This is a genomic window from Streptomyces sp. NPDC037421 (assembly GCF_055602105.1).
In genome coordinates this window covers 35,101-60,838 of sequence record NZ_JBVJWV010000013.1, presented here as the reverse complement: position 1 = coordinate 60,838, position 25,738 = coordinate 35,101, and the positions used below count along the sequence as shown (strand labels likewise).

Annotated in this window: 19 protein-coding genes; 10 read left to right on the top strand and 9 right to left on the bottom strand. The window is 72.6% G+C overall.

Annotated elements, in window-relative coordinates; genetic code table 11:
- The first annotated feature begins 227 nt into the window (after positions 1-227).
- The gene (locus ACZ7IF_RS20405; RefSeq protein ID WP_470973054.1) at positions 228-725 is read left to right on the top strand and encodes a hypothetical protein; all 498 of its coding nucleotides are present in this window, start codon (positions 228-230) and stop codon (positions 723-725) included.
- Positions 726-830: 105 nt separating this feature from the next.
- On the opposite strand, the gene ACZ7IF_RS20400 is transcribed toward ACZ7IF_RS20405, so the two are convergent.
- A complete protein-coding gene (locus ACZ7IF_RS20400; protein WP_470973052.1) occupies positions 831-3,098 on the bottom strand; it encodes a M4 family metallopeptidase in 2,268 nt (755 codons plus the stop codon).
- Positions 3,099-3,480: 382 nt separating this feature from the next.
- On the opposite strand from ACZ7IF_RS20400, the gene ACZ7IF_RS20395 reads away from it, so the two are divergent.
- Complete coding sequence (locus ACZ7IF_RS20395) at positions 3,481-4,968, top strand: exopolysaccharide biosynthesis polyprenyl glycosylphosphotransferase (protein WP_470973050.1); 1,488 nt, start codon at positions 3,481-3,483, stop codon at positions 4,966-4,968.
- Between the two features lie 17 nt (positions 4,969-4,985).
- Here the strand turns inward: ACZ7IF_RS20395 and ACZ7IF_RS20390 are convergent, their stop codons facing one another.
- Positions 4,986-5,930 (bottom strand): GDP-L-fucose synthase family protein, encoded by a 945-nt coding sequence (locus ACZ7IF_RS20390; RefSeq protein WP_470973047.1) that lies wholly within the window; start codon positions 5,928-5,930, stop codon positions 4,986-4,988.
- Between the two features lie 350 nt (positions 5,931-6,280).
- Here ACZ7IF_RS20390 and gmd point away from each other — a divergent pair, with 350 nt between their 5' ends.
- The 4 genes from gmd (at position 6,281) to ACZ7IF_RS20370 (ending at position 11,385) form a co-directional block, all read left to right on the top strand.
- Complete coding sequence (gmd, locus tag ACZ7IF_RS20385) at positions 6,281-7,294, top strand: GDP-mannose 4,6-dehydratase (protein WP_470973045.1); 1,014 nt, start codon at positions 6,281-6,283, stop codon at positions 7,292-7,294.
- A 255-nt stretch (positions 7,295-7,549) separates the two neighbouring features.
- Positions 7,550-10,324: a CBM96 family carbohydrate-binding protein gene (locus tag ACZ7IF_RS20380; protein WP_470973043.1), complete on the top strand. Its 2,775-nt coding sequence runs from the start codon at positions 7,550-7,552 to the stop codon at positions 10,322-10,324.
- 82 nt (positions 10,325-10,406) lie between these two features.
- Positions 10,407-11,099, top strand: coding sequence for a hypothetical protein (locus tag ACZ7IF_RS20375; RefSeq protein WP_470973041.1), 693 nt, complete (start codon positions 10,407-10,409; stop codon positions 11,097-11,099).
- A 70-nt stretch (positions 11,100-11,169) separates the two neighbouring features.
- On the top strand, positions 11,170-11,385 hold the full coding sequence (locus ACZ7IF_RS20370; protein ID WP_470973039.1) for a DUF6458 family protein: 216 nt from the start codon (positions 11,170-11,172) through the stop codon (positions 11,383-11,385).
- Positions 11,386-11,390: 5 nt separating this feature from the next.
- On the opposite strand, the gene ACZ7IF_RS20365 is transcribed toward ACZ7IF_RS20370, so the two are convergent.
- Both ACZ7IF_RS20365 and ACZ7IF_RS20360 read right to left on the bottom strand, forming a co-directional pair.
- Positions 11,391-12,509: a glycosyltransferase gene (locus ACZ7IF_RS20365; RefSeq protein WP_470973037.1), complete on the bottom strand. Its 1,119-nt coding sequence runs from the start codon at positions 12,507-12,509 to the stop codon at positions 11,391-11,393.
- Positions 12,506-13,045 (bottom strand): WcaF family extracellular polysaccharide biosynthesis acetyltransferase, encoded by a 540-nt coding sequence (locus tag ACZ7IF_RS20360; RefSeq protein ID WP_470973035.1) that lies wholly within the window; start codon positions 13,043-13,045, stop codon positions 12,506-12,508. Before ACZ7IF_RS20360 ends, ACZ7IF_RS20365 begins: the two co-directional genes overlap by 4 nt.
- Before the next feature lie 96 nt (positions 13,046-13,141).
- Here ACZ7IF_RS20360 and ACZ7IF_RS20355 point away from each other — a divergent pair, with 96 nt between their 5' ends.
- The 3 genes from ACZ7IF_RS20355 to ACZ7IF_RS20345 all read left to right on the top strand — a co-directional run bounded on the left by ACZ7IF_RS20355 (position 13,142) and on the right by ACZ7IF_RS20345 (position 17,696).
- Positions 13,142-14,653, top strand: coding sequence for a hypothetical protein (locus tag ACZ7IF_RS20355; protein ID WP_470973033.1), 1,512 nt, complete (start codon positions 13,142-13,144; stop codon positions 14,651-14,653).
- A 233-nt stretch (positions 14,654-14,886) separates the two neighbouring features.
- Entirely contained in the window at positions 14,887-16,182 is a 1,296-nt protein-coding gene (locus tag ACZ7IF_RS20350) for a transglycosylase family protein (RefSeq protein ID WP_470973031.1), read from the top strand.
- A gap of 47 nt (positions 16,183-16,229) precedes the next feature.
- Positions 16,230-17,696, top strand: coding sequence for a M23 family metallopeptidase (locus ACZ7IF_RS20345; protein WP_470973029.1), 1,467 nt, complete (start codon positions 16,230-16,232; stop codon positions 17,694-17,696).
- Between the two features lie 70 nt (positions 17,697-17,766).
- Here ACZ7IF_RS20345 and ACZ7IF_RS20340 read toward each other — a convergent pair whose 3' ends face one another.
- Genes ACZ7IF_RS20340 through ACZ7IF_RS20330 form a run of 3 tightly spaced genes read right to left on the bottom strand, consistent with a single transcriptional unit; the run spans position 17,767 to position 21,889 of the window.
- Positions 17,767-18,978 (bottom strand): MATE family efflux transporter, encoded by a 1,212-nt coding sequence (locus tag ACZ7IF_RS20340; RefSeq protein ID WP_470973027.1) that lies wholly within the window; start codon positions 18,976-18,978, stop codon positions 17,767-17,769.
- Complete coding sequence (locus tag ACZ7IF_RS20335; protein ID WP_470973025.1) at positions 18,975-20,687, bottom strand: lipopolysaccharide biosynthesis protein; 1,713 nt, start codon at positions 20,685-20,687, stop codon at positions 18,975-18,977. The genes ACZ7IF_RS20340 and ACZ7IF_RS20335 overlap by 4 nt, the downstream gene beginning before the upstream one ends.
- The gene (locus tag ACZ7IF_RS20330; RefSeq protein WP_470973279.1) at positions 20,684-21,889 is read right to left on the bottom strand and encodes a glycosyltransferase; all 1,206 of its coding nucleotides are present in this window, start codon (positions 21,887-21,889) and stop codon (positions 20,684-20,686) included. The genes ACZ7IF_RS20335 and ACZ7IF_RS20330 overlap by 4 nt, the downstream gene beginning before the upstream one ends.
- Before the next feature lie 173 nt (positions 21,890-22,062).
- On the opposite strand from ACZ7IF_RS20330, the gene ACZ7IF_RS20325 reads away from it, so the two are divergent.
- Entirely contained in the window at positions 22,063-22,557 is a 495-nt protein-coding gene (locus ACZ7IF_RS20325; protein ID WP_470973023.1) for an FAD synthase family protein, read from the top strand.
- Here ACZ7IF_RS20325 and ACZ7IF_RS20320 read toward each other — a convergent pair.
- Both ACZ7IF_RS20320 and glgX read right to left on the bottom strand, forming a co-directional pair.
- Positions 22,538-23,260, bottom strand: a complete 723-nt coding sequence (locus ACZ7IF_RS20320) for a CDP-alcohol phosphatidyltransferase family protein (RefSeq protein ID WP_470973021.1) — start codon at positions 23,258-23,260, stop codon at positions 22,538-22,540. The two genes, ACZ7IF_RS20325 and ACZ7IF_RS20320, sit on opposite strands and share 20 nt — an antisense overlap.
- A gap of 109 nt (positions 23,261-23,369) precedes the next feature.
- Complete coding sequence (glgX, locus tag ACZ7IF_RS20315; protein WP_470973276.1) at positions 23,370-25,574, bottom strand: glycogen debranching protein GlgX; 2,205 nt, start codon at positions 25,572-25,574, stop codon at positions 23,370-23,372.
- Positions 25,575-25,738: the final 164 nt, after the last annotated feature.

The window sequence follows — 25,738 nt, the reverse complement described above, 5'->3', positions numbered from 1 at the left end:
TCTCCTCCCCCCCCCCCCCCCCCCCAACCCCACCCCCCCCCCCCCCCCCCCCCCCCCCCCCCCCCCCCCCCCCCCCCCCCCCGGGACGATCCGGGCGGCTCCCCGGGAGGGTGAACCTTCGAACGCACTGTGCATGGCGGTGCTGCCCGTGGCCGGTCCGCTCCTAGGCTGCCCGCGACGTCCACCGGACCCGGTCCCCAACGCACCCCCGAGAAACGGACTCTCACATGCGTCTTCGTTCCACCGCCGCGGCCGTGCTCCTCGCCTCCTTCGCGCTCGTCCTCCCGGCTGCCGGCCCTTCGCTGGCCGTCGGCCACGACCGCGACAACGACACCCTGGGCGAGCTGCACTACCGGTTCACCGACGACGACGGCGACGTGCGCCGCAGGACGATCGAGCCCGCCGACAACGACACCTGCTACCGGCTGACGGGCACCTCGCGGAACCGGCCGGCCTTCTGGGTGGAGAACGAGACGGACTCCCTCGCCCTGGTCTTCCGGGGCGACAGCTGCGCGGGCGAGGCCCAGGAGGTGCTGCGGCCGGGCGAGCGGGCGCACGACCTGAACGTCCGGTCGGTGTTCTTCAAGCCGAGCGGTCACCACGGCGGGCACCACGACGGCCGTGACGACTGGGACGAGGAGGACCGCAGCATGGTCCGCCCCGGTCAGGGCCGCGACATGACCCCGGGCGCCTTCATGGACAGCGTCTTCCGTTCCATCGGCTGACGGAGCGTCCCGGGAATGGGACAGGGCCGCCCGGGGAGGTCTCCTCCCGGGCGGCCCCGTGGTTTCAGCGGTTCAGCCGTGGTTCGCTTCCTGCCCCGGTGGGGGTCAGAAGGTGAGCTTCCAGCTGTCGATCTTGCCGGTGTCCAGGCTCGCGTTGTCGTTGACCCGGAGCTTCCAGACGCCCTGGGCGACCTCGGAGGAGGCGTTCACCGTGTAGCTCTTGACGATGTTGTCCGCACTGCCGCCGGAACGGTTGTGCAGGTTGTAGACGCTGCCGTCGGGCGCGACCAGGTCGACCTTCAGGTCACCGGTGTAGGTGTGGACGATGTTGACGTCCACCTTGAGGGTGCTCGGCGCGTTGCCGGTGCGGGTCACCGTGATCGGGGACTCGACGGTCGCGTTGTCGGCGATCGCGTAGTCGTTCGTGTTCTCGAACACGTTCGGCTGCGAGGTGCCCACGGTCCAGGTGAAGGACGCCGTGCCCGACTTGGAGGCCGAGTCGGTCACCGTGACGGTCACGTTGGACGTGGCCGCGGTGGTCGCCGTACCGGAGATCAGACCGGTCGAGGAGTTGATCGACAGGCCGGCCGGCAGGCCGGTCGCCGAGTAGGTCAGCGCGCCCGGGTTGGTGCTGGTCGCCTGGACCTGGAGGCTCACCGCGGTGTTGATCTGGGTGTTCTGGTTGGCGATCGGGGTGACCGTCACGCCGTCGTTGATGCGCGGGCCGACGTTGATGGCGGCCCAGGCGTTGGCGACGTTGTTGTACGTGGCCGAGCCCTGGCCGTACAGGTCGGCGGCGGCCTTCAGCGTCTGGACGCGGGCGTCGGCGTAGTTGGTGTTGGACTTGAAGTAGCCCACCGTCAGCGCGCGGAACCAGATCTTCGAGGCGGCGTCACGGCCGATCGGGGTGACCGGGAGGCCGTCGGAGGTCGGCGAGTCGTAGCTCACGCCGTTGATGACCTTGGCGCCGGAGCCCTCGGAGGCCAGGTAGTACCAGTGGTTGGCCGGGCCCGAGGAGTAGTGGACGTCGATCCCGCCGAGGCCGGAGTACCAGGCGTCCTTGGAGGAGCCGTCCTTGCTCGGCTTGTCCATGTAGCGCAGCGGGGTGCCGTTGCCGCGGATGTCGATCTTCTCGCCGACCAGGTAGTCGCCGACGTCCTGCGGGTTGTTGGCGTAGAACTCGACCGCCGCCGCCATGATGTCGGAGGTGGCCTCGTTCAGGCCGCCGGGCTCACCGCTGTAGGTCATGTTGCCGGTGACCGAGGTGAGGCCGTGGGTCATCTCGTGCGCGGCCACGTCGATCGAGGTGAGCGGCTTGTTGTTGCCCTCGCCGTCGCCGTAGGTCATGCAGAAGCAGGAGTCGTCCCAGAAGGCGTTGACGTACGCGTTGCCGTAGTGGACCCGGGTGTACGGGGCCACGCCGTCGTTGCGCAGGCCGTTGCGGCCGTGGACGTTCTTGTAGTAGTCCCACGTGACCTGGGCGCCGTAGTGGGCGTCCGCGCCGGCGGTCTCCGTGTTGGACGCGAGGCCGTTGCCCCAGATGTCGTCCGGTCCGGAGAACAGGGTGCCGGTGCCGGAGGTGCCCCGGTTCAGGTTGTAGGTCTTGTGGTTGCCGCGGCCGGCGTCGGTCAGCGTCCAGTTGCTGCCCGACTGCGAGGAGCCGAGGGTGACCTGGCCGCTGTACTGGGTGTTGCCGGTGCCGGTCTGGACGCCCTGCCACTGGGTGATCTTCGCGCCGGTCTTGGCGTTCGTGATCACGTGCAGCTGGCTCGGGGTGCCGTCGTCCTGGAGGCCGCCGACGACGGTCTCGAAGGCGAGGACCGGGACGCCTTCCGCGGCCCAGATCACCTTGCGGGCGCCCTTGTCGGCCTTGGTCTGCTTGGAGCCCTCGGCGTTCGCGGCCGAAACGGCCTGGCCCTCGGCGGCGGCCGGGGTGACCGTGGCGTTGGTGTCCGAGACCTTGATCTCGTGCTGGGTCGCCTTGGTCACGCTCTTGGTGACGCCGTCCTTGGCGTGGACGGTGAGGTCACCGCCGAGCACGGGCAGACCGTCGTAGGTCCGCTCGTAGGTGGTGTGCGTGGTGCCGTCGGCGTCCTTGACCACATCGCGGACGATCAGCTTCTCGCCGCCGCCGAGGCCGAGCGCCTTCGCGGCCTGGGCGGTGGTCGAGTTGGCCTCGGCAAGGAGCGTCGCACGCTCCGAAGCGCTGAGTGCGAGGGTGGCCGCGCCCGGGTTGGGCTGGGCGGCCGTGCGGGCCTGCGACGCGGTGGCGTCGGCGGTGGCGGTACCGGCCTGTATGCCTACGGCGAGCAGGGCTGCCGCGGCTACGAGCGCGCCGGCCGCGGTGGCGCGCCGCTGGGGGGTGGGACTCAACGCAGACTCCTTCTGCAAGGGGGGTTCCGGATGGCTGGGTGGGCCTCCGGGCAGATCAGGGCTGGTGCGATGAACGGATCGAAGAGTGCCAGCTGTTGGCTGCGATGTCAGGGCCACATCAAAAGGTTGGCCGGAAACAGTCCGTTGTCCGAAGAGACGTATCCGGTATCCGAACCATTCACCTTTGTGTGGGAGGGGGCCCTCCGGCGGGTGGAACGGTTGCTACCGGCCGTTGACGCTTGGGCAACGAGGGCTCCCGTTAACCCGAACGGCATTTACCGTACGGGTGTTTGTCGTACTGTTTCCCGGTGCGACATGCGTTCGCTGCCAGGGGAAGCAGTGGACAGGTGGCACCGACACAGACCACGTGCCAGGGGGGCCCATGAGGCATGTCCGTTTTCCTGAGCAAAGAGTGGCCTCCGAGGCGGCCGGTCCCGACGGGCCGGCAGCGGCCCCGGTGCGGCGGCTCGGCGACAAGGCGCGGTGGTACCTGCCCGTGGCCGTGACCGCCGACCTCGTCGGCGCCGCCCTCCCCGTCGGCCTGGTCTTCGACGCCGCCGGGCAGGCCAGGCCCCTCCACTGCGCACTCGGCGCGGCCCTCGCCTGGACCGGGGTGCAGGCGCTGCGCCGGCGGTACGCCGCCCGCGTGCTCGGAGAATCCCGCGGGGTGCTCCCCGTACTGCACGACTGGCTGATTCTGATCGGTGTCCTGGCCGTCGCCCGTGTGGTGTCGGCGGAGGAGACGCCCCGCCTCGCGGCCCTCGGCGCGCTGCTGCCCGCGCTCCTCGTCACCGTCGCCTGCCACAAACTGACGTACCGCCACCTGTCCGCCGCCCGTCGCGAAGTGCAGGCCGTCAGCCGGGTGCTGGTGGTCGGCGAGCCCGCCGCCGCCGAGCACGTCATCGCACACCTCGCGGCGCGCACCGACCACCCGTACGTCGTCGTCGGCATCGTCCCGGTCGGCGGGGGCCCCCTCGCCGGGGGGATGCCGGTCGCGGCCAGGCTGGACGCCTCGATGCCGAAGGCGGCGAACCGGGACGCGTCCGCCGTGCTGCGCGCCGTCCGCCGCCACCACGCCGACCTGGTGCTGGTCGCCCCCGGGGCGCGGTTCGCGGGGGAGCGGCTGCGCCGGGTGGCGTGGGCCCTGCACGACGAGGGCCTCGAACTGGCCGTCTTCCCCGGACTGGTGGAGGTTTCCGTCAAGCGGCTGGAGACCCTCTCGGCGGGCGGACTCGCCGTACTGCGCGTCGCACCGCCCGTGCGGCGCGGGGTGCAGCCCCTGCTCAAGGCGGTGCTCGACCGGGCCGGGGCCGCCCTCGGGCTGCTGCTGCTGTCGCCGCTGTTCCTCGTGCTCGTCCTGGCCATCCGCCTCGGCTCGAAGGGGCCGGCCTTCTACAGCCAGCGGCGCGTCGGGCGCGACGGGGTCCCCTTCGTCATGTGGAAGTTCCGCACGATGGTGACGGACGCCGACCGCCTCAAGGCCGGGCTGGCGGGGGCCAACGAGAACGACGGGCTGATGTTCAAGATGCGCCGCGACCCCCGGGTGACCCGGGTGGGCCGGATGCTGCGCCGCACCTCGCTGGACGAACTGCCGCAGCTGGTCAACGTGCTGACGGGCAGCATGTCGCTGGTCGGCCCGCGTCCGCCGCTGCCCGAGGAGGTGGCGGAGTACGACGAGGTCGAGCTGCGCAGGCTCACCGTACGGCCCGGGATGACCGGCCTGTGGCAGATCAGCGGGCGGTCGGACCTGTCCTGGGACGAAACGATTCAGCTTGATCTGCAGTACGTGGACAACTGGTCCTTCACCAGCGATGTCGACGTGATGGGCCGTACGCTCCGCGCCGTGGTCGACGGCCGCGGAGCGTACTGAGGGGCCACGGCGTGACGTCAGCTCTGGTCGAGCCACCAGCGGTAGGTGGCGTCGATTCCGTCCCGCAGCGCGATGCCCGGCTTCCAGCCCAGCGAGGTCAGACGGGAGACGTCGAGCAGCTTGCGCGGGGTCCCGTCCGGCTTGGACGTGTCCCAGGCCAGCCGGCCCCGGAAGCCGGTGACCTCGGCGACCGTCTCGGCCAGCTCCTTGATGGTGAGGTCCTCGCCGCAGCCGATGTTGACGGGTTCGTCGCCGTCGTAGTGCTCCAGCAGCACCGCGCAGGCGGCCGCCAGGTCGTCCACGTGCAGGAACTCCCGGCGCGGGGTGCCGCTGCCCCACAGGGCGACCTCGTCGCGGCCCTCCGCCGCCGCCTCGTGGAAGCGGCGGATCAGCGCCGGCAGCACGTGCGAGGACTGGAGGTCGAAGTTGTCGCCCGGGCCGTAGAGGTTCGTGGGCATGGCCGAGACGTACGAGGCCCCGTACTGCTTGCGGTACGACTGGACCTGCACGATGCCGGCGATCTTCGCGAGGGCGTAGGCCTCGTTGGTGGGCTCCAGCGGACCCGTCAGCAGGGCGTCCTCGCTGATGGGCTGCGGGGCCAGCTTCGGGTAGATGCAGGAGGAGCCGAGGAACAGCAGGCGGCCCACGCCGGCGGAGTGCGCGCCGGCGATGACGCTGAGCTGGATCTTGAGGTTGTCCTCCAGGAACTGCACCGGGTAGGTGCTGTTGGCCATGATCCCGCCGACCTTGGCGGCGGCCAGCACGACCGCGTCCGGGCGCACGTCGCGCAGGTACGCCTCCGTCGCGGCGGCGTCGCGCAGGTCGAGGTCGGCGCGGCCGCGGGTGAGCACCTCGTGGCCGTCGGCGGTGAGGCGGCGCGCGACCGCGGACCCCACGAGGCCGCGGTGTCCGGCGACGAAGACGCGGGCGTGCGGGGGCAGGAGGGTCGGGGTGCTTGTCATACCGCCGATGATGCCAGTCCGCCGGCCGCGGGTTTCGGGGGAGCCCGGACGCCGCGTCCCGGGGCCTCGGGCCGCCGTCCAGGGCCGGTTGTACGTGCGGGCCGCTGCCGGGGGCTCCGCCTCCCGGCCCCGCACCTCGGACGCCGGCGGGGCCGGGGCGTGCGGAGCGGGCGTGTACGGTACGCATCCAGTCCCGGACCAGGGACGGGCGGGCCTGGCCCGCCGCCTGCCGGAATGCCGCAGGGCCGTCGGGGGGCCCTGCGTACCGGGCCGAAGGCAGAGACCAAGAGACCGGCCGTGCCAGAGGCCGGAGCACATCAGAACAGCAACGGACCCCAGGGGGACACCACATGGGCAAGACCGCACTGATCACCGGCGTCACCGGACAGGACGGCTCGTACCTCGCAGAGCTCCTGCTCTCCAAGGGCTACACGGTGCACGGGCTCGTGCGGCGTTCCTCCAGCTTCAACACGGAGCGGATCGACCACATTTACCAGGACCCGCAGACGGCGAATCGTTCCTTCGTCCTGCACCACGCCGACCTCTCGGACGGCGTCGCCCTGGTGAACCTGCTGCGCGACATACGCCCCGACGAGGTCTACAACCTCGGCGCCCAGTCCCACGTCCGCGTCTCCTTCGACGCCCCCCTCTACACGGGCGACGTGACCGGACTCGGTGCGCTGCGGCTGCTGGAGGCCATCCGGGCCAGCGGGGTCGACACCCGGATCTACCAGGCCTCGTCCTCCGAGATGTACGGCTCCACCCCGCCCCCGCAGAACGAGGACACCCCCTTCCACCCGCGCAGCCCGTACGGCGGGGCCAAGGTCTTCGCGTACTGGACCACGGTCAACTACCGCGAGGCCTATGGCATGTTCGCCGTCAACGGGATCCTCTTCAACCACGAGTCCCCCCGCCGCGGCGAGACCTTCGTGACCCGGAAGATCACCCGCGCGGTCGCCCGCATCAAGGCCGGCCTCCAGGACCACCTCTACCTCGGCAACCTCGACGCCGTCCGCGACTGGGGCTACGCCCCCGAGTACGTCGACGCGATGTGGCGCATGCTCCAGCAGGACGAGCCGACGGACTACGTGGTCGCCACCGGAGTCGCCGCCACGGTACGGGACTTCGTACAGTCCTCCTTCGCCCACGCCGGCCTCGACTGGGCCGACCACGTCCGCTACGACCCCAAGTACGAGCGCCCCAGTGAGGTGGACGCCCTCATCGGCGACGCCTCCAAGGCGCGGGAGATCCTTGGCTGGAAGCCGACGGTCCTGGTGCCCGAGCTGGCGCAGATCATGGTGGACGCCGATGTCCGTCAGGTCGAGGACCAACTGGCGGGCGCCACCGTCCGGATCGACCGCTGAGGCTCCGGCTTTCGCCTACGATTTGCCGTGTCCCGGTCATCCTCGCGAGCTCAGGGCTCCGTGCGGGTGTGGCCGGGTGTGTACCCGCCGTATGCCAACAGTGCGCCCTCCAGCCTGAACTCCGTTGATTCCAAGTTGGTATGCAACGGGTCAAGTGAGGTGACCGGGTCCTCGCATGAGCCCTAGTCTGCGCCAGTACATACGGCTGTTCGGATATTTCCAGCCATCAAACCGGGCAACAGCCCTGGGGGGCTCATGCGTAGATCCAGAGGGCTGACTGCTGCCCTCGCACTGTCACTGGCCGGCACCGGAACGGGCCTCGGCCTGGTGCTGATGCCCGAGGCGTCCGCCATCACACCACCGGTGGCGTTCACCGCCGACGAGCTGCCCACCTGGCAGCCGAACGGCGTCGTCTTCGCCATGGAGCAGGCGAACGGCACCGTCTTCGCCGGCGGCACCTTCTCGGCGGTCCGCCCGCCCGACGCGGCCGGCGGCGCCGAGCAGGAAGCGGTCAACTTCGTGGCGCTGGACGCCGCGACGGGCAACCCCACCTCCTGCAAACTGGCCTTCACCGTCGGTGAGGGCAGCGCGACCGTCCGGGCGCTGGCCGTCTCCAAGGACAAGAAGACCCTGTACGCGGGCGGCTACTTCGGCGCCGTCAACGGCACCCCGGTCTCCAGCCTCGCCGCGATCGACATCGAGACCTGCACCCCCAAGGCCGCCTTCCACCCGGGCGTACCCGCCACCGTGCGCGCGCTCGACGTCACCGACGACACCCTGTACGTCGCCGGCGACTTCGCCGCCGTCGAGGGACAGACCCGCGAGCGGTTCGCCGCGGTCGACGCCGCCTCCGGTGCCCTCAAGCCCTGGACCGCCAACGCGGACGAGCCCGGCCGGGCCGTCAAGGTCAGCGCCGACGGCAAGAACGTCCTGCTCGGCGGCGACTTCTTCTCCGTCAACGGCACCAACACCCACGCCCTGGCGGTGGTCAACGCCGCCACGGGCGCGGTCGTCAAGACGTACTCCAACATCCCCTCCAACTCGGTCGTCAAGCACATCTCGGCCGACGCGACGGGCTACTACACCGCCAACGAGGGATCCGGCGGCGGCGTCTTCGACGGCCGCCTCGGCCTGAACCCCGACTTCAGCGAGAAGTGGCGCGACCGCTGCCTCGGCGCGACCCAGTACGTGCTGCCGTACGACGGGGTCCTCTACAGCTCCTCGCACGCCCACGACTGCTCCAGCGAGCTGGAATTCCCCGACGGCAAGCGGAACTTCTTCCTCGCCCAGCCCACCGACCACACCGGCACCGCCCCCGCGCCCGTGGACGGCTTCGTGCGGGGCCCGCGCAAGCTCGGCTGGCACCCCACCGCCAACGACGGCATCGGCGAGGGCATCGGCCCGCGCGTCATGTCCGTCGCGGAGAAGAACGGCGTCAAGTACCTCTGGGCGGGCGGTGAGTTCACCCTCATCAACGGCCAGCCCCAGCAGGGCCTGACCCGCTTCGCCAACACCGGCGACGTCGGCGCGCCGACCACCCCCGTCGCCAGCGCCGCCAGCGTCAAGCCCGGTGAGGCCCAGGTCCGCTGGCGCACCAGCTACGACCAGGACGACAGCCGGCTGACGTACCGGATCTACCGCAACGGCTCGGCCACCCCGATCGCCACCGTGACCGCCGACTCCCTGGAGTTCGAGCGGCCGCAGGCCTCCTGGAACGACACCACCGTCAAGGCCGGCCAGTCCTACACCTACCGGGTGACCGCCACCGACGGCGCCGGCAACACCAGCGCCCTGTCGGCGAACGCCTCCGTGACCGTCCCGGCTTCCGTGCAGGCCTACCCGGACAAGGTCCGCGCCGACGGCGCCAACCTGTACTGGCGCTACGACGACACCGTCAGCCCGTACGTCGCGGACTCCTCCAACGGCGGCAACACCGGCGGCATCCAGGTCAACGCCCCGGCCCTGCGCCAGAGCCCCGGCGCCGTCAGCGGCACCAGCACGGCCATGGGCTTCAACGGCACCAGCCAGCAGGTCTACAGCGACCACCGGCAGAGCGTCGGCGCGTCCTTCACCATCGAGACGTGGTTCAAGACGAACACCACGCGCGGCGGCAAGCTGATCGGCTTCGGCAACAACACGGTCAACAGCAGCGGCTCGTACGACAAGCAGCTGTACATGACCAACACCGGCCGCCTCGCCTTCGGCGTCCACAACGGCTCGGCCCGGACCATCACCACCGGCCTCTTCGAGACGTACAACGACAACAAGTGGCACCACGTCGTCGGCACCCAGGGCCCCGGCGGCATGACCCTCTACGTGGACGGCCAGAACAAGGGCACCAACAGCGCCACGAACTCCACCCCGTACGCCGGCTACTGGCACGTGGGCGGCGACAACCTCAGCGCCTGGCCGAACCGCCCGACGAGCAACTTCTTCGCCGGCCAGATCGACGAGACCGCCGTCTACCCGTCGGCGCTCACCCAGGCCCAGGTCAAGGCCCACTTCGACCTGGCCAAGGCCCCGGCCGACACGGTCTCCAAGGTCACCCCGTCCGAGGACACCTACGTCAACCAGGGCGCCCCGGGCACCGCCTACGGCACCTCGGCCTCGCTCGCGGTCCGCGGCACCTCGGCGTACGAGACGTACCTGCGCTTCACCCTCCCGGCCGCCCCGGCCGGGCAGGTCCTGAAGGCCGCCTCCCTCCAGTTCAAGACCTCCACGCAGGCCGGCGCCGGCACCGCCGACACCGTCTCCGTGGTCCCGGTCACGGGCACCTGGAGCGGCGACGGCACGACGTTCAACACCAAGCCCGCCCTCGGCACCACCCCGCTCGGCAGCATCGCGGGCGTGCCGGACGGCTCGGCCGTCCAGAACGTCGAACTGGACACCGCCGCGGTCTCCGCGGTGCTGGGCAGCAGCTACGGCCTCGGCCTGACCGGCACCGGTACCGACCCGCTGTGGATCTGGTCCTCGGAGTCGACCGCCGCGGACGCCTCTCCGCAGCTGGTCCTCACCTTCGGCCAGAAGTAACCGCCTGACGGAGTACGGGGCCCGGCACGCCAAGCGCCGGGCCCCGTACCCCTACCCATCCAGTACGTACGGGAGCCACCTGATGTACCGACGCCCCGCGGCGGCCGCCGTCCTGCTCGCGGCCGCCCTGACGCTGACCGGCTGCAGTTCCCAGCACGGCGGCAAGGCCGACACCGCCCGGGCCGCCGCCACGCCGAAGCCGCCGGCCCCGTCCTCGGCCCCCGACCCGGCCGACGCCACGACGGCGCCCACCGCGGCGGCTTCGCCCGACGCGAAGCCGACGGGCCCGGTCCTGCCGGACGCGAGGCTCACCCCGAAGACGGGCAGCTTCAAGGAGAACGAGAAGAAGTACCTGAGCGGGCGCGTCCCCGAGAAGACGGACCCGGCTGCCGTCCTCCAGACCGGACAGGAGACCTGCCAGAGGGTGGAGCGCACCGCCAAGCGGGACAAGGACGCGGCGGCCGCGTCCATCGTCGCCGGCGAGGTCACCGGCGCGAAGGACGCGATCACCTTCCTCTGCCCGGAGCAGAAGCCGGTCCTGGACGCGGCCCAGAAGGGCTTCGCCGACGGCCCCCGCCCCACCCCGGCCCCCGGCACCTACCGGGCCGCCATCCAGAGCACCACCTGCACCTGGGAGGCCAGGACCAAGGACGGCGCCGTCCTCGCCTCGGGCCCGGAAGCCCCGCCCAAGCCGGGCGACAGGATCACGGCCGCGATCCCCGCGGGCGCCGACCAGTTCACCTCGACGGGCTGCTACGCCTGGCTCCCGGCGTAGCCCCCGCGGCGTTTCCGTTCCCGCCTCCCGGGTACCCGCGCGGTCACACGACACAGCGGAGGCGATTCCCATGCGCGGCATAGGCGGTTGCATCACCCTGATCGTGGTGGGGGCCGTCCTCACCTTCGCGAGCGACTGGGAGCTGGAGAGCGTCGACCTCGACCTCGTCGGCCTGATCATGATGGTGGCGGGCGGCATCGGCCTCGGCGTCTACGCCAGCGTCCTCAAGCGCCGCCGCACGGCCGCCCTCCCGGTGGTGGAGGAACACCACCGGGACGGGATCTGAGCCCCTCAGCCGCCGAGGGCCGACCCGTACACGCCCAGCAGGGTGTCCAGGACGGCGTCCATGGAGAAGGAGGCGGCGGCCAGCTCTCGGGCGGCGCCGGAGGCCTTGGCGTTCGCGCTGGGATCCAGGAGGTCCAGGACCGCCTGCGCCACACCCTCCGGGCCCGGGTCCACCGCGCGGCCCGCGCCCGCCGCGGCGATGTCGCGGGCCAGGCCGTTGGAGTGGGTGACCACCGACGGGACGCCCACCGCGAGGGCCTCCAGGACCGACATGGGGAACGGCTCGTCCACCGAGGGCAGTACGTAGACGTGGGTGCGGCGCAGCTCCGTGAGGACCTCCGGGGTGGACAGGGCGCCGGGGACCGTGAAGCGGTCGGTGAGGCCCAGGGCGGTGATCCGGGCGCGGACCGCCGCCAGCTCGCCCTCGTCCGGGCCGGCCACCACGAACTCCGCGTCCGGGTGGGCCGCCAGGACCGCCGGGGCCGCGTCCACGAAGTCCACCGGGCGCTTGCGGGCCTGGAGCCGGGCCGAGTACAGGACGCGCGGGGGGCCGGTCAGCGGCGGGCGCTCCTCCTGGGCCGGGGTGCCGTTGACCAGGCGGGCCGTCCGGGGCAGCGGCGGGGCGCCGACCACCGCGTCCAGGCCCGTGCGCTCGTGCGGGGTCAGGTACAGCACGGAGTCCGCGCCGCGCAGCAGGCGGCGTACCGCCACCGCGTCCAGGAGCTTCGCGAGGAGCTTGTCGCTCGGGTCCACCATGCCGTGGGTCTGGAGCACCAGCGGCTTGCGGGCACGGAGGGCCGCCAGGGCCACGGGCAGGGTGACCAGGTCCCGGGCCAGGTGCACGTGGACCACGTCCGCGTCCCGCACCAGGCGGGACGCCGAGGCCAGCAGGGCCGGCGAGGTCATCCCGCTGAAGCCGAGGGGGAGGAGGCGGCGGGCCGGGAACAGCTTCGCCGGAACGCCCTCCACCGAGGCCGGCCACGGGTCGAAGCCCTCGCCCAGGGCGAGCAGCCGCGCCTCGTGTCCGCGCGCCCGCAGGCCCTTGGCCAGGTTCAGGGCCACCCGCACCGGGCCGCCGAAGGCGTGCGAGGGGGAGTGCAGCGTCACGGCGTGCAGGACCTTCACTTCGGCTCCTCCACCGGGCGGCGCCGCCCGTCCCGGGTCTGCAGGGTCAGGGCCGGGAGGTCCTCGTGCACCACCGAGCCGGCGCCCGCCACCGCGCAGCGGCCCACGGTCACGCCCGCCAGCACGGTCGCCCGTACGGCCACCCACGCGCCGTCCTCGACGGTGATCGGGGCGTTGCGGTAGCGGAAGTCGGCGGCCCGGTGGTCGTGGGAGCCGGTGCACAGCATCGACTCCTGCGACAGGCACACGTGCGAACCGATCACCACCGGCTCCAGGTTGAGCAGCCAGGCGCCCTCGCCGATCCACGTGTGGTCACCGACCTCCAGCTTCCACGGCCACAGCACGCGCACCTTGTGCCGGATCAGCACCCCCTCGCCGATCTTCGCCCCGAAGGCCCGCAGCAACGCCACGCGCAGCCGGGCCGGGCAAAGCCACGACATGAAGAGGGTGTTCATCACGGCGAACCACAGAGCCTGCGTCAGAAACCCGCGCCCCTTGTCGTATCCGGCCAGCGTGAAGGCAGGAAGATCGCGCAACAGAAGCCCCTCGTCGTCCACCCCGGGCGCGCCTCCCCGGGCGCCGGACGCTCAGACTAGACTGCGCGCTGATCACGCACAGGGGTGGGGGCAACAGTGGCCACGGACATACGCAGGCCCGCCGTGGAGCCGGGGCCGCCGCCCGCCGAGGACGAGTCCCAGTGGGGGAAGGTCACCACCCCGCGCACCCTCCTCTCGCGGGCGCTGTCCGTGCCGCTCGCCCTCGGCTTCACCGTCTTCCTCCCCCTCCTCGTCGCCGTCCAGTCCGGCGACGGCCAGCGCGACGCCGCCTTCTGGCTCCAGCTCCTGCTCACCATGTACGCGGGCGCCCGCCTCTCCGCGATGGTCCTGACGAGCCGCCGCAAGCTGCTCCAGGGCTCCTTCTGGCTCTTCGTCTACATGGCCATGGGCGTGGCCCCGCTCGCCCAGGCCGTCCTCGGCCGGGTCCCCACCCCGGTCGTCGGACCCCGCTCCGACCTCACCCTCGCCATCGGGCTGGTCCTGCTCGGCTGCACCGCCTTCGACGTCGGCGTCCTGCTCGCCCGCCACCGGCCCGCGGGCCGCGCGGGCGGCTCCCCGAAGGAACCGCGGCCGCTCATGGCCCACCGGCGGCGGCTCCAGCTGCTGACCGCCCTCGCCTTCCTGGGCAGCGCGGCCTTCATCGTCAAACTCGGCGGCCCGGCCGTCTTCTTCTCCAGCCGGCAGGAGATCATCGCCGGCATCCAGGAGGCGGGCGTCTCCAACGGCGACGGCCAGGCCGGGCAGGCCCTGCTGCGCGGCTTCGGCACCGTGCCCGCGCTGCTCGCGCTGCTCCTGTACACGCGGTGGCTGATCACCTCGAAGTTCGCCCGCCGCAAGGTGTCGGTCATCGTCACCTGGGCGGCGCTGACGGTGCTCAACGTGATCGTCAACAACCCGGTCTCGAACCCCCGCTACTGGTTCCTGACCGTCCTGTTCGCGCTGCTGTTCACCGTCTTCCCGGTGAGCGCCGCCATGTACCGGGTGGCTCTGTCGATGGCCGTCGTGGTCGCCCTGCTCGTCTTCCCCTTCGCGGACCGCTTCCGCTACGACGAGAAGAACTACAAGCCCGTCGAGACGACCTCGTTCCTGGAGCCGATGGCACTCAAGGACTACGACCAGATCGGCATGTTCGCCAACACCATCACCTTCTCCGACTCCGGCCCGGGCCACTTCTACGGGCGCCAGCTCGCCGGATCCGTCTTCTTCGCGGTGCCCCGCTCGGTGTGGCCGGGCAAGCCGCGCGACACGGGCGTGATGGTCGGCCAGTGGATGGGCACGGTCAACACCAACCTCTCCTCCCCGATCTGGGCCGAACTCTGGCTGGACTTCGGCCCGCTGGGCATGGGCGCCGGCCTGCTGGGCATCGGGTACGCCGCCGCGCGCGTCGACCGGCGCTACGCGAAGCGGGCCACGCGCCGCTCCGCGCCGGGCAGCCTGGTCTCCGTGGTGGTCCCGCTGGTCGCCGGGTACTCCTTCATCCTGCTGCGCGGCCCCCTGCTCCAGGCCTCCGGCCGGGTCGCGATCGCCGCGATGTGCCTCGGGCTCGTGGCCACGTACCGCCAGGACAAGGCCACCACGCTGCGCTGACGCGGCCCACCCCCGGCCGGCCTGGCCGCATGGCGCCAGGCACCTCCGTGCCACCCGCAGCCCCTGGAACACACCCGGGCCCGGAAGACATGATCCTCTCAACGGCGCAGCAGTGGGGCGCCGGGGGGAACCGGGCCGACGCCGATGGGCGCACACCTGGAGCGCCACGTCATCAAGGGTCCGCGCAACTGCGCACACGTGGCCCATATGCGTCCGAAATCTGGGGGATTGTCATGTCTGCTCGCCGTCGACTGACCACGCTCGCGTCGCTCACCGCCACCGTGGCCGTCGGCTCGTCCGTGCTCCTGTCCCTGGGCGCGGTCCCGGCCTCGGCCGCCAGCGTGGCGACCTGGGACAAGGTCGCCCAGTGCGAGAGCTCCGGCAACTGGAGCATCAACACCGGCAACGGCTACTACGGCGGGCTGCAGTTCTCGGCGTCGACCTGGCGGGCCTACGGGGGTACGGCGTACGCGGCCTACGCCCACCAGGCGACCAAGAAGCAGCAGATCCTGATAGGCGAGAAGGTCCTCGCCGGACAGGGCCCGGGCGCGTGGCCGACCTGCGGCCGCCTCGCCGGACTCGGCAGCGACCACGCCGACCCCTACCCGGACGCGCCGGCCCCGCCGGCCCCGGCGCAGTCGTGGAAGGCGCAGGTGCTGATCGGATCCGGCAACGGGATCTACCACGCCACCCGCTTCGACAACGGCACCTGGACCCGCTTCGGCAACGTCGACAGTCAGGCGGCGGCCGTCCCGGGCGGCGTGCGCACGACCGCCGAGGCGGGCGTCAACGGCGACACGCACGTCCTGGCCGTGAGCAACGAGGGCAGGCTCCACCACACCATCCGCAACGCGGACCGCACCTGGGGAACCTTCGGGGACGTCCACGCGGTCGCGGGCGCACTGCCCAACGTGACGCAGGTGGCGGCGGTCTCGTCGGGCACGGAGCTCCAGGTCGTGGTGGTGGCGGACGGGAAGGTCCACCACACGGTCCGCCGTGCCAACGGGACGTGGGCGCCGTTCGGCGCGGTCGGCAACCCCGGCGGTGCGCCGGTGACGAAGGTGGCGCTGTCCCAGACGGGCACCGACACGCAGGTGGTCGCGGTCTCGAACGGCTCCCTGTTCCACACGGTCCGGCACGCCGACGGTACGTGGAGCAACTGGGGCGACGCCTCGGCCGAGACCGGGGTCTCCGGCGTCGACGACGTCGCCGTGGCGGGCACCGGGGGTGACCTCCAGCTGGTGGTGACCACGGAGGGCGGCGCGAAGCGCTACCACGGCGCCCGCTTCGCGAGCGGCCAGTGGGTCCTGAACGACCTGTCCGCCGTCGTCCCGGCCGGCGTGACCGTCATGGACGTCGCGGCCGCGGCCGTCGACAACGAACTCCAGGCCGCCTTCGTCACCACCGACGGCCGCGTCCTGCACACCCTCCGCCACACCAACGGGACCTGGACGGGCGCCGCCCCCATGGACCTGACGGGCGTCGGCGGCGACCACACCGGCGTGTCCATCACCGCCACCTTCAACTGACCAGCGCACGACACCCACGACACCCGCGACACATCCGAGGAGCCACCATGTCCACCACCTTCACCCGTCGTGCGCTGACCTCCGCCACCGGTCTCGCCCTCGCCGCCTCCGGCCTGGTCGCCTTCGCCGCGTCCCCGTCCTACGCCGCGGGGCCCGGCTACCAGATGCCCTTCAGCTGCAACCAGGCCTGGCTGGGCAAGACGTACAGCGGTCACAGCCCGTCGATGCAGTCGATCGACTGGACGCACGGCGGCACCACCGCCAACCAGCCCGTGCTCGCCAGCGCCGACGGCGTCGTCAGCACCGCCACCACCCTCACCAACCCCGACGGCTCGTACCGCAGTTACGGCAAGTACGTGGTCATCGACCACGGCAACGGCTCGACGTCCCTGTACGCCCACCTCAACGGCTACGACGTCAGCGCGGGAGCCCGCGTCGTACGCGGCCAGAAGATCGGCATAGTGGGCAACACCGGCAACTCCTCCGGCGCCCACCTGCACTACGAGCAGAGGTACAACGGCACCGTCAAGCAGTCCGTCTTCGACGGCGAGCCCTTCCAGATGGGTTCGACGCTGACCAGCCGCAACTGCTCCGACACGACGAACCCGCCGGCCCCGACGGGCCAGTGGCGGGCGCAGGTCGCGGTCGAGTCGGGCGGCGGGATCTACCACGCGGTCCGCAACGCCGACCGGACCTGGACCGGCTTCGGCGACGTCCAGGGCGTCACCGGCGCGGTCCCGGGCGGGGTGCGGACCACCGCCGAGGCGGGCGTCAACGGCGACACGCACGTCCTCGCCGTGACCAACGAGGGCAAGCTGTACCACTCGATCCGCTTCGCCGACCGCTCCTGGTCGGACTTCGGGGACGTCCACGGCGAGGCCGGTCCGCTCGCCAACATCACGCAGGTGGCGGCGGTTTCCTCGGGCTCCGAGGTGCAGGTCGTGGTGGTGGCGGACGGGAAGGTCCACCACACGGTCCGCCGTGCCAACGGGACGTGGGCGCCGTTCGGCGCGGTCGGCAACCCGGGCGGTGCGCCGGTGACGAAGGTGGCGCTGTCCCAGACGGGCACCGACACGCAGGTCGTCGCGGTCTCGAACGGCTCCCTGTTCCACACGGTCCGGCACGCCGACGGTACGTGGAGCAACTGGGGCGACGCCTCGGCCGAGACCGGGGTCTCCGGCGTCGACGACGTCGCCGTGGCGGGCACCGGCGGTGACCTCCAGCTGGTGGTGACCACGGAGGGCGGCGCGAAGCGCTACCACGGCGCCCGCTTCGCGAGCGGCCAGTGGGTCCTGAACGACCTGTCCGCCGTCGTCCCGGCCGGCGTGACGGTCACGGACCTGGCGGCGGCGCAGGTGAACAACGAGCTCCAGGCGGCCTTCGTGACCACCGACGGGCGGGTCCTGCACACGATCCGCACCGTCAACGGCACCTGGAGCCCGGCCGCCCCGGTCGACCTGACGGGCGTGCCCGGCACCCGCACCGGCGTCTCCATCACCGGCACCTACAACTGATCCGGTACTCCTGATCCGGACACACCGCGGGCCCGGGACGACCACCGTCCCGGGCCCGCTCCCGTGCACCTCAGGCGGCGGCCGCGAGCTCCGCCGGAACCTTCAGCCGGGCCACCCGCAGCCACCCGGCGGCGGCCTTCGCGGCGGAGCCCAGGGCCAGGCCCCAGGCGGCGCCCGCGACACCCCACCCGGCGTACCCGCCCAGCAGCAGGGCCACCGACAGCAGCGAGAACACCACCTGGAGCGAGAGCGTGGCCTTCGGTTCGAGCACGCGCAGCGTGAGCAGGGCGCAGGTGCCCAGGCCCATGACCGCGTACTGCGCGCCCGTGGCGGGCAGCAGTGCGGCGGCCGCCGGCCAGGTGTCGCCGAGCAGCTGCCGGCCCAGCCGGTCCGGCAGCGCGTACAGCACCGCCGCCCAGCCCGCGCCCAGCACCGCGAGGACGGCCCCCATCAGCAGGGTGAGCCGGACCACGCCCCGCTTGCCGCCGGCCCGGCCCACCACGGGCGGCCCGAAGGCGTTCGCCGAGTTGAACAGCACGTTCAGCGGGCCGAAGAGGGTGCTGGCGCCGCGCAGCGCGCCGACGGCGAGCGGCGTCGCGAACGCACCGAGCCCGAGCACCGCCAGCTGGCTGGAGCCGTTGCCCACGGCGAACTCGACCACGAAGCGCCGCCCCAGGTGCCCGCGCCGCAGATAGGGCCGCAGGTCACCGCGCACCCCGCGGACGAACGGCCGCAGCAGCCACAGCCCCAGCCCCAGCGCGGGCAGCGCGGACAGCCCCCACACCAGGACCAGCCGGCCCGCGGAGAGCCCCTGCGGCTGTACGGCCAGCGCGGCGACCACGCACACCAGCCGCAGCGAGTCCGCGGCCAGCGCCCGCTCGGGCACCCGCAGGGCGGAGAAGCAGTAGCGCAGCCCGTCCTGCACGAGGACCGGCGGCAGTACGAGGCCCAGCGCGAGCAGCGCCCACCCGGCGTCCCCGGGCACCGCGAGGCCCGCCAGGGCCAGTACGAGCCCGGCCGCGGCGGACGCGGCGGCCGTGAACAGCACGGAGGAGCGGCACACCCTCCCCAGCCCCTCGCCCTTCTCCAGCACCACGGTCTGGCCGACGTAGGCCATGCTGAGCCCGAGCAGCACGCTGAAGGCCACGTACACCATCGAGAAGGCGGCGAACCCCGACGCCGACGACAGCCGGGCGGCCAGCACCAGCACCAGGATGTTCGTGGCACTGGAGGCGGCCTGGTCCAGGACCGAGGAGACCGCGGCGAGCCCCCGCCGGCTCACCTCTGGCCCGTGCGGACGGTACGCAGCGCCACGGTGTCGCTCCCGTCGCCCGGGGCGGGCTCCTCGGGTCCGGCGCCCCCGCCGGCCGGCGGCCGCGGTGCGTCCGGGGCGGAGCCGGCCGCGGTCCATCCCCTGGACCTGCCACCGCGCTTGTCCGAGGGCAGCGGGGCGTGCAGCACCGCGCCCAGCACGGTCCCGCCGGCGCCGCTGATCAGCTCGCGGATCCGGGACAGGTCGCTGCGGTGCACGGCGCGCGGGTCGCAGACCACGAGGACGCCGTCGACGCGGTCGACCAGGGCGAGCGCGTCGGCGTACGAGAGCACCGGCGGTGCGAGCACCACGACGGTGGAGTTGGGGGAGTCGGCCTCGGAGATCAGCCGGCTGGTGCGCGGGGAGGTCAGTGCGCGGGGCACGTTGCGCACCCGGTCGCCGGGGATCAGGTCGAAGTCGCCGGACTCGGCGGCGTCCACGACGAGCCGGCGCCCGGCGGGCCAGTCGGAGTCGCCGGCCGTGCCGCCGCCCGCCCCCGAGGTCCAGCGCGGCCGGTCGCCGGTGTCGGTCGGCAGCTGGCTGGCCAGTACCGGGGTGCGCAGGTCGGCCTCGATGAGCAGGACGTCCTTGCCGGTCTCGGCGAAGGAGGCGGCCAGGTTCACGGCCACCGCGGCGGCCGTCTCGCTGCTGCCGCGCGGGGCGACCACCAGCAGCCGGCGCCGGTCGGCGAACCGGGAGTCGTAGGCGAGGCGGAAGGCCACCGAGCGGTACTCCTCGGCGAGCCGCGGATCGGCCTCCCCGGCCGCGAGGAGCGGGCCGCCGCCGGTCCGGTCCCGGGGCAGGCAGCCCAGTACGGGCGCGCGCAGGGACCGGGCCACGTCGCCCTCGGAGCGCGGCGCCGGGTCGAAGACCAGCCGGACCCACGCGGCGAGCAGGCCGAGCGCCAGGCCGACGGCCGCGCCGAGCGCGAGCGACATGGGGACACCGGGCCCGTCGGGAGCGGCGGGCGGGGCGGCGGCGCTGGTGACCCGGCCCGGGGACATGTCCAGGGCCTGGAGCTTGGCTATGTTGCTGTTGAGGGTGTTGACCTTGTTCTGGAGGTCGGTCCGCGAGGAGAGCGAGGCGTCGCGGGCGGTGCCCGCCGGCATGCTGTTGATCTGCCGGGCCACCTCGTCGAGCTGCCTGGCGACCGGGTCGCGCTGGGCCTCGTACCCCTTGACCATCTTGTCGCGGGTGACGTCGAGGGTCTCCTGCCGCTTGAGCAGGTAGGCGGCGGCCATGCCGTTGGCGCGCTTGGCGGCCTCCTCGGGGGAGGCGGCGGTGTAGGTGAAGCGCAGCACCATCGTCTGCGGCGGGTTGGTCACCTGGAGGCCGCCGCGGAGGGCCGGGAAGTCCTTGTCGGCCACGCCGAGCGTCTTCGCGGCCTGTTGGGCCGTGGAGCTGGAGAGCGCGACCTGCCGCTCCGAGCCGATGTTGATGGCCTTGTCGGGGGCCAGGCTCGGGTTGAACGGGTCGTCGGTGGGCGCGCGCAGCACCACGTCCGCGACGGACACGTAGGTGTCCGCCGTGGAGACGCCGAGGTAGACGCCGCCCAGCAGGCCGACGGCCACGCCGGCGCCGAGGAGCCGGCGGTAGCGCAGGAGCTGCTTGAACTGGTCCCGGAGGAGGTCGGGTTCGTCCTCGGCGGGGGCCGTCGCCGGGCGGTTCGTCTCGGTCACGACCGGGGACCCCCGAGTGCTTCGTCGATCAGTGCGTCGATGCGGGCCAGGCCCGCTTCGCGGCTCAGGTGGGCCGCCACGTGGACGGGCCCGGCCGCACCGAGCGCGTCCGCGCCTTCGGGGTCCTCGGCCAGGGACCGGACGGCCTTCAGCAGCGCCTCGGGGTCCTCCGGCGGTACCAGCACCCCGGCGCCCGAACGCCGTACCTCCTGCGCGGTCCCGCCCTGCGCCGCGACGGAGGCGACGACGGGCCGTCCGGCCTGGAAGTAGGAGGTGAGCTTGGACGGCACGCTCATGTCCAGCACGGCGGCGTGCTGTGTGACCGCGAGGACGTCCGCCGCGGCGAGGACGTCCGGGAACCCGCCGTCGGCGGCAGGCGGGATGATGTCCAGGTTCGGCACGTCGGCGGCGAGGCTCGCGAGGGCCGCGCGCTGGCTGCCGTCGCCCATGAGGACGAAGCGGACGTCCGGGTCCAGCCGGGCTGCGCCGACGAGGACTTCGAGGCCCTGCTTGAGTCCCATGTTCCCCGAGTGCAGGACGACGGTCTGGCCGGGCGCCCACCCCAGGTGGTGGCGGGTCTCCCCGCGCGGCTTGGTGGGCTTGGCCACGTGCGACCAGTTGGGGACGAGGCGGATCTTCTCCGGGTCCACGCCCATCGCCACGACCCGGTCCACGAACGTCTCGTGGATGACGCCGACCAGGGTGGCCCGCTTGAGGGCGTACGCCTCCGCGCGCCCGGCGATCGCGGCGGCCTTGTCCCCGCCGCTGATGCCGCTCTGCGCGGCCGCGGCGCCCATCAGGTCCTGGACGACGGGTACGAACGGCACCTTCCAGCGGGCCGCGAGCCGTGCGGCCGTCACCCCGCCGGCGAGGCTCGGCATCTGCGCCATGACGAGGTCGGGCTTCGGCATCCGGGGCGGGGCCACGGCGCCGTGCAGCAGAATCGATCCTTCGAACAGGGCCCGCCTGACGGCGGTCTGACGGGGCGGCACCGTGTGCGCGCGCCGGTGCACGGTCACCCCCGCGCGCTTCTCGGTGCGTCGCAGCGCCCCCTTGTACTCCGGCTCGACCGACCAGGCCGGGTAGTGCGGCATGCCCGCCAGAACGTGCGCGTCGTGGCCGGTACTCGCCCAGTGCTCCGCGATCTGGGTGGCGTACGGGCCGATGCCCGCGTGCTCCGGGGCGTAGTTGGTGGAAACCAGCAGCAGTCGCCGGTGACCGGATGTGGACACTGAACGTCCCCTTCTCCCCTGGATGATGCGCACGTCACCCTATTCGTTCACCCGGCGGAGCGTGGAACGCGCACGCTATTGTCGGCTGATCCGCCGCACCGGGGGGTGCGGCCGCTGGGGGGTAACCGATGACGGAGCGCGACATGACCGACCCTGTGCCGCCCGCGCGCAGGCCGTACCGGGTGGGCTACGCGCCCGGTGCCTACGACCTGTTCCACATAGGACACCTCAACATCCTCCGGCACGCCCGGAGCCGGTGCGACTACCTGGTGGCCGGCGTGGTCTCGGACGAGATGGCCGAACTGGCCAAGGGACAGCGCCCGATGATCCCGCTCGTCGAGCGCCTGGAGATCGTCCGCAGCGTCAAGTACGTCGACGCCGCCTTCGTGGAGACGGTCCCGGACAAGGTGGAGACCTGGAAGCAGGTCCGCTTCGACGTCATCTTCAAGGGCGACGACTGGCGCGGCACCCCCAAGGGGGCCAAGCTGGAACGGGACTTCGCCGCCCACGGGGTCGACGTCGTCTACTTCCCCTACACCGTGCACACCTCCAGCACCCAGCTGCGCCGGGCGCTGGACGCCCTCGCCCAGCCGGTGCACCCGCCGCTGCCGGAGCAGCTCACCGCCGAACGGCGCTGAGCTCGCGGAACCACTTCGTCAGGAACGCCAGCAGGAACAGGGCGGCGACCACGCCCAGGCCCGCGTACGCCCAGCGGAACAGAGTCCCGCCGCCCAGCAGCAGGAACACCAGGCAGAACACCCCGTAGTCCACGGGGAGCAGCGCCACCGCACGCAGGGTCGACGGCGCGGCGGCCGGGCTGCCCGGGGCGGCCTTCGGCTTGAGCTTCTCGGTCAGCAGCCCGCCGAAGAAGGTGACGACGGAGGCGAACTGGAAGCCCAGCGGCACCAGCAGCCACACTTCCGACCCGGTTCCGTACTCCTCGGGGAAGCGGTAGAAGGCGATGAGCACGCAGGCGTGCAGTGCGGTCAGCTTGGCCGCGTCCACCACGTGGTCGAGCCACTCGCCCGCCGCGCTCCCGCCGCCGCGGAGCCGGGCCAGCTGGCCGTCCGCCGAGTCGAAGGCGAAGCCGACCGCGAGCGCCGCCCAGACGGCGGCGCCCAGCCCCCACGAGGGCCCGGCCAGCGCGACCGCGGCGACGGCGGCGAAGCTGAACGCGGCGCTGACCAGCGTGACCTGGTTGGGCGTCAGGCCCAGCGCGTACGAACCGGCGGCCAGGTAACGGCCGGCGGGCCGGTTGACGAAGCGGGAGTAGAGCGACACCCCCTTGGCCGACTTCTGCGCCCCCCGCAGTTCCCGGAGCGCGGTCCCGACTCTCCCCATGCCTGCCCCTGTCCATGTGGTCATGTGTTCGTGTGTTCACAGGAAGGGCACATCATCGCAGGGGGAGTGAAAGGTTCCGCTCCGGATCGGTCAGCTCACCGGCGCCGCCTCAGCCCACCACCCGCAGCAGCAGCACCGACCGGGCCGGGACCGTCAGCGGCTCCCCGCCCCGGTGCCGCGTCCCCGGCGGAGCCTCCTGAGACTCCCGCGCGGTGTCCAGCACCAGCTCGTACGCATCCGCCCACGGCGCGCCCGGCAGCACCCACTCCACCGGCCGGTCCCCGGCGTGCAGCAGCGCGAGGAAGCTGTCGTCCGTCACCTGCCGGCCCCGCTCGTCCCGGCCCGGGATGTCCCGCCCGGACAGGTACAGGCCCACCGCGGCGGCCGGGGCGTACCAGTCCCGCTCCGTCATCTCCGTGCCCGCCGGGGTGAACCAGGCCAGGTCCCGCAGCCCGTCCGCACCCTGCGCCCGCCCCGAGAAGAACGCCCGCCGGCGCAGCACCGGATGGGCCTGGCGCAGCGAGATCAGCCGCCGGGTCAGCGCGAACAGGCCGCTCCACCGCGGGTCGGACAGCAGCGACCAGTCCACCCACCCCGTCTCGTTGTCCTGGCAGTACGCGTTGTTGTTGCCGCCCTGCGTGCGCCCGAACTCGTCGCCCGCCACCAGCATCGGGACCCCCGTCGACAGCAGCAGCGTCGTCATCAGGTTGCGCAGCTGCCGCTGCCGCAGCGCCCCGATCCGCGGGTCCCCGCTCTCGCCCTCGGCCCCGCAGTTCCAGGACCGGTTGTCGTTGGTGCCGTCCCGGTTGGCCTCTCCGTTGGCCTCGTTGTGCTTGCGCTCGTACGACACCAGGTCGCGCAGGGTGAAACCGTCGTGCGCGGTCACGAAGTTCACCGAGGCGTACGGCCGCCGCCCGCCCCACGCGTACAGGTCGCTCGATCCCGACAGCCGGTACCCCAGGTCCCGTACGTCGGGCAGCGCACCCCGCCAGAAATCCCGCACGGCGTCCCGGTACCGGTCGTTCCACTCCGTCCACAGCGGCGGGAAGGCCCCCACCTGGTAGCCGCCCGAGCCCACGTCCCACGGCTCCGCGATCAGCTTGACCCGCCGCAGCACCGGGTCCTGGGCGATCACCGCGAGGAACGGCGACAGCATGTCCACGTCGTGCATCGAGCGGGCGAGCGCCGCCGCCAGGTCGAAGCGGAAGCCGTCCACCCCCATCTCGGTCACCCAGTACCGCAGCGAGTCCGTGATCAGCCGCAGCACGTGCGGGCGCCCGGCGTGCAGGGTGTTCCCGCAGCCCGTGTAGTCGGCGTAGCGGCGCTGGTCGGACTGGAGCCGGTAGTAGCCCCGGTTGTCGATCCCGCGCAGCGAGAGGGTCGGCCCCAGCTCCCCGGCCTCCGCCGTGTGGTTGTAGACCACGTCGAGGATGACCTCGATCCCCGCCGCGTGCAGGGCCTTCACCATCCGCTTGAACTCGCCCACCTGCTGCCCGGCCGTCCCGCTGGCGCTGTACCCGGCGTGCGGGGCGAAGTACCCCACCGAGTTGTACCCCCAGTAGTTGCGCAGGCCCCGCCGCAGCAGGTGGTCCTCGTGCGCGAACTGGTGCACCGGCAGCAGCTCCACCGCCGTCACGCCCAGCGCCTTCAGGTGCTCCACGGACGCCGGATGGGCCAGCCCCGCGTACGTGCCGCGCAGCTCCTCGGGAACACCCGGATGGCGCATCGTGAACCCGCGCACGTGCAGCTCGTAGATCACCGTATCGGCCCAGGGGGTCTTCGGCCGGACGTCGTCCGACCAGTCGTCGTCATCGTGGACGACCACCCCCTTCGGGACGTACGGGGCCGAGTCCCGGTCGTCGCGCACCGTGTCCGCGATGTACTGCTGCGGCCAGTCCCGGACGTGCCCGTACACCTCGGGCGGCAGCGAGAAATCGCCGTCGACCGCCCGCGCGTACGGGTCCAGCAGCAGCTTCGCCGGGTTGTACCGGGCGCCCGTCCAGGGGTCCCAGCGCCCGTGCACCCGGAAGCCGTACCGCTGCCCGGGCCGCACGCCCGGCACGAAGCCGTGCCAGATCTCGTGCGTCAGCTCGCTCAGGGTGCAGCGGGTCTCCGCCCCGAGCGCGTCGAACAGGCACAGCTCCACCGCCTCCGCGCCCTGCGCCCAGAGCGCGAAGTTGGTGCCCTCCACCCCGGCCGGCCCCGCGTGGTAGCGGGCCCCCAGCGGGTGCGAGGAGCCCGGCCACACCGGTGGCGGCGGGTGCGCGGCCGCCCGTAACACCTTCGCCTGGACGCGCTCCCGTACGGCGTCCATCCCCTCGACGGCCCTGCCGGCATCACTGCCGGCGGCATCCACCGCCTCTTGCTCGGCTGCGCTCGACACTGCCCGCCTCCACGGCTCCTGGGTACCGGCGGGGGGAGTGCGGCCCCGGCGTCCCGGCCAGGGCCCGCCCCGTCTGGTCCTTCCCACTGTTCTGC

Bases quoted from the DNA above. Each gene is read 5' to 3' on its own strand.
- ACZ7IF_RS20390 (WP_470973047.1), bottom strand. From the start codon at position 5,930: ATGACAAGCACCCCGACCCTCCTGCCCCCGCACGCCCGCGTCTTCGTC.
- glgX (WP_470973276.1), bottom strand. From the start codon at position 25,574: ATGGACGCCGTACGGGAGCGCGTCCAGGCGAAGGTGTTACGGGCGGCC.
- gmd (WP_470973045.1), top strand. From the start codon at position 6,281: ATGGGCAAGACCGCACTGATCACCGGCGTCACCGGACAGGACGGCTCG.
- ACZ7IF_RS20380 (WP_470973043.1), top strand. From the start codon at position 7,550: ATGCGTAGATCCAGAGGGCTGACTGCTGCCCTCGCACTGTCACTGGCC.
- ACZ7IF_RS20350 (WP_470973031.1), top strand. From the start codon at position 14,887: ATGTCTGCTCGCCGTCGACTGACCACGCTCGCGTCGCTCACCGCCACC.
- ACZ7IF_RS20325 (WP_470973023.1), top strand. From the start codon at position 22,063: ATGACCGACCCTGTGCCGCCCGCGCGCAGGCCGTACCGGGTGGGCTAC.
- ACZ7IF_RS20370 (WP_470973039.1), top strand. From the start codon at position 11,170: ATGCGCGGCATAGGCGGTTGCATCACCCTGATCGTGGTGGGGGCCGTC.
- ACZ7IF_RS20320 (WP_470973021.1), bottom strand. From the start codon at position 23,260: ATGGGGAGAGTCGGGACCGCGCTCCGGGAACTGCGGGGGGCGCAGAAG.
- ACZ7IF_RS20395 (WP_470973050.1), top strand. From the start codon at position 3,481: ATGAGGCATGTCCGTTTTCCTGAGCAAAGAGTGGCCTCCGAGGCGGCC.
- ACZ7IF_RS20345 (WP_470973029.1), top strand. From the start codon at position 16,230: ATGTCCACCACCTTCACCCGTCGTGCGCTGACCTCCGCCACCGGTCTC.
- ACZ7IF_RS20375 (WP_470973041.1), top strand. From the start codon at position 10,407: ATGTACCGACGCCCCGCGGCGGCCGCCGTCCTGCTCGCGGCCGCCCTG.
- ACZ7IF_RS20405 (WP_470973054.1), top strand. From the start codon at position 228: ATGCGTCTTCGTTCCACCGCCGCGGCCGTGCTCCTCGCCTCCTTCGCG.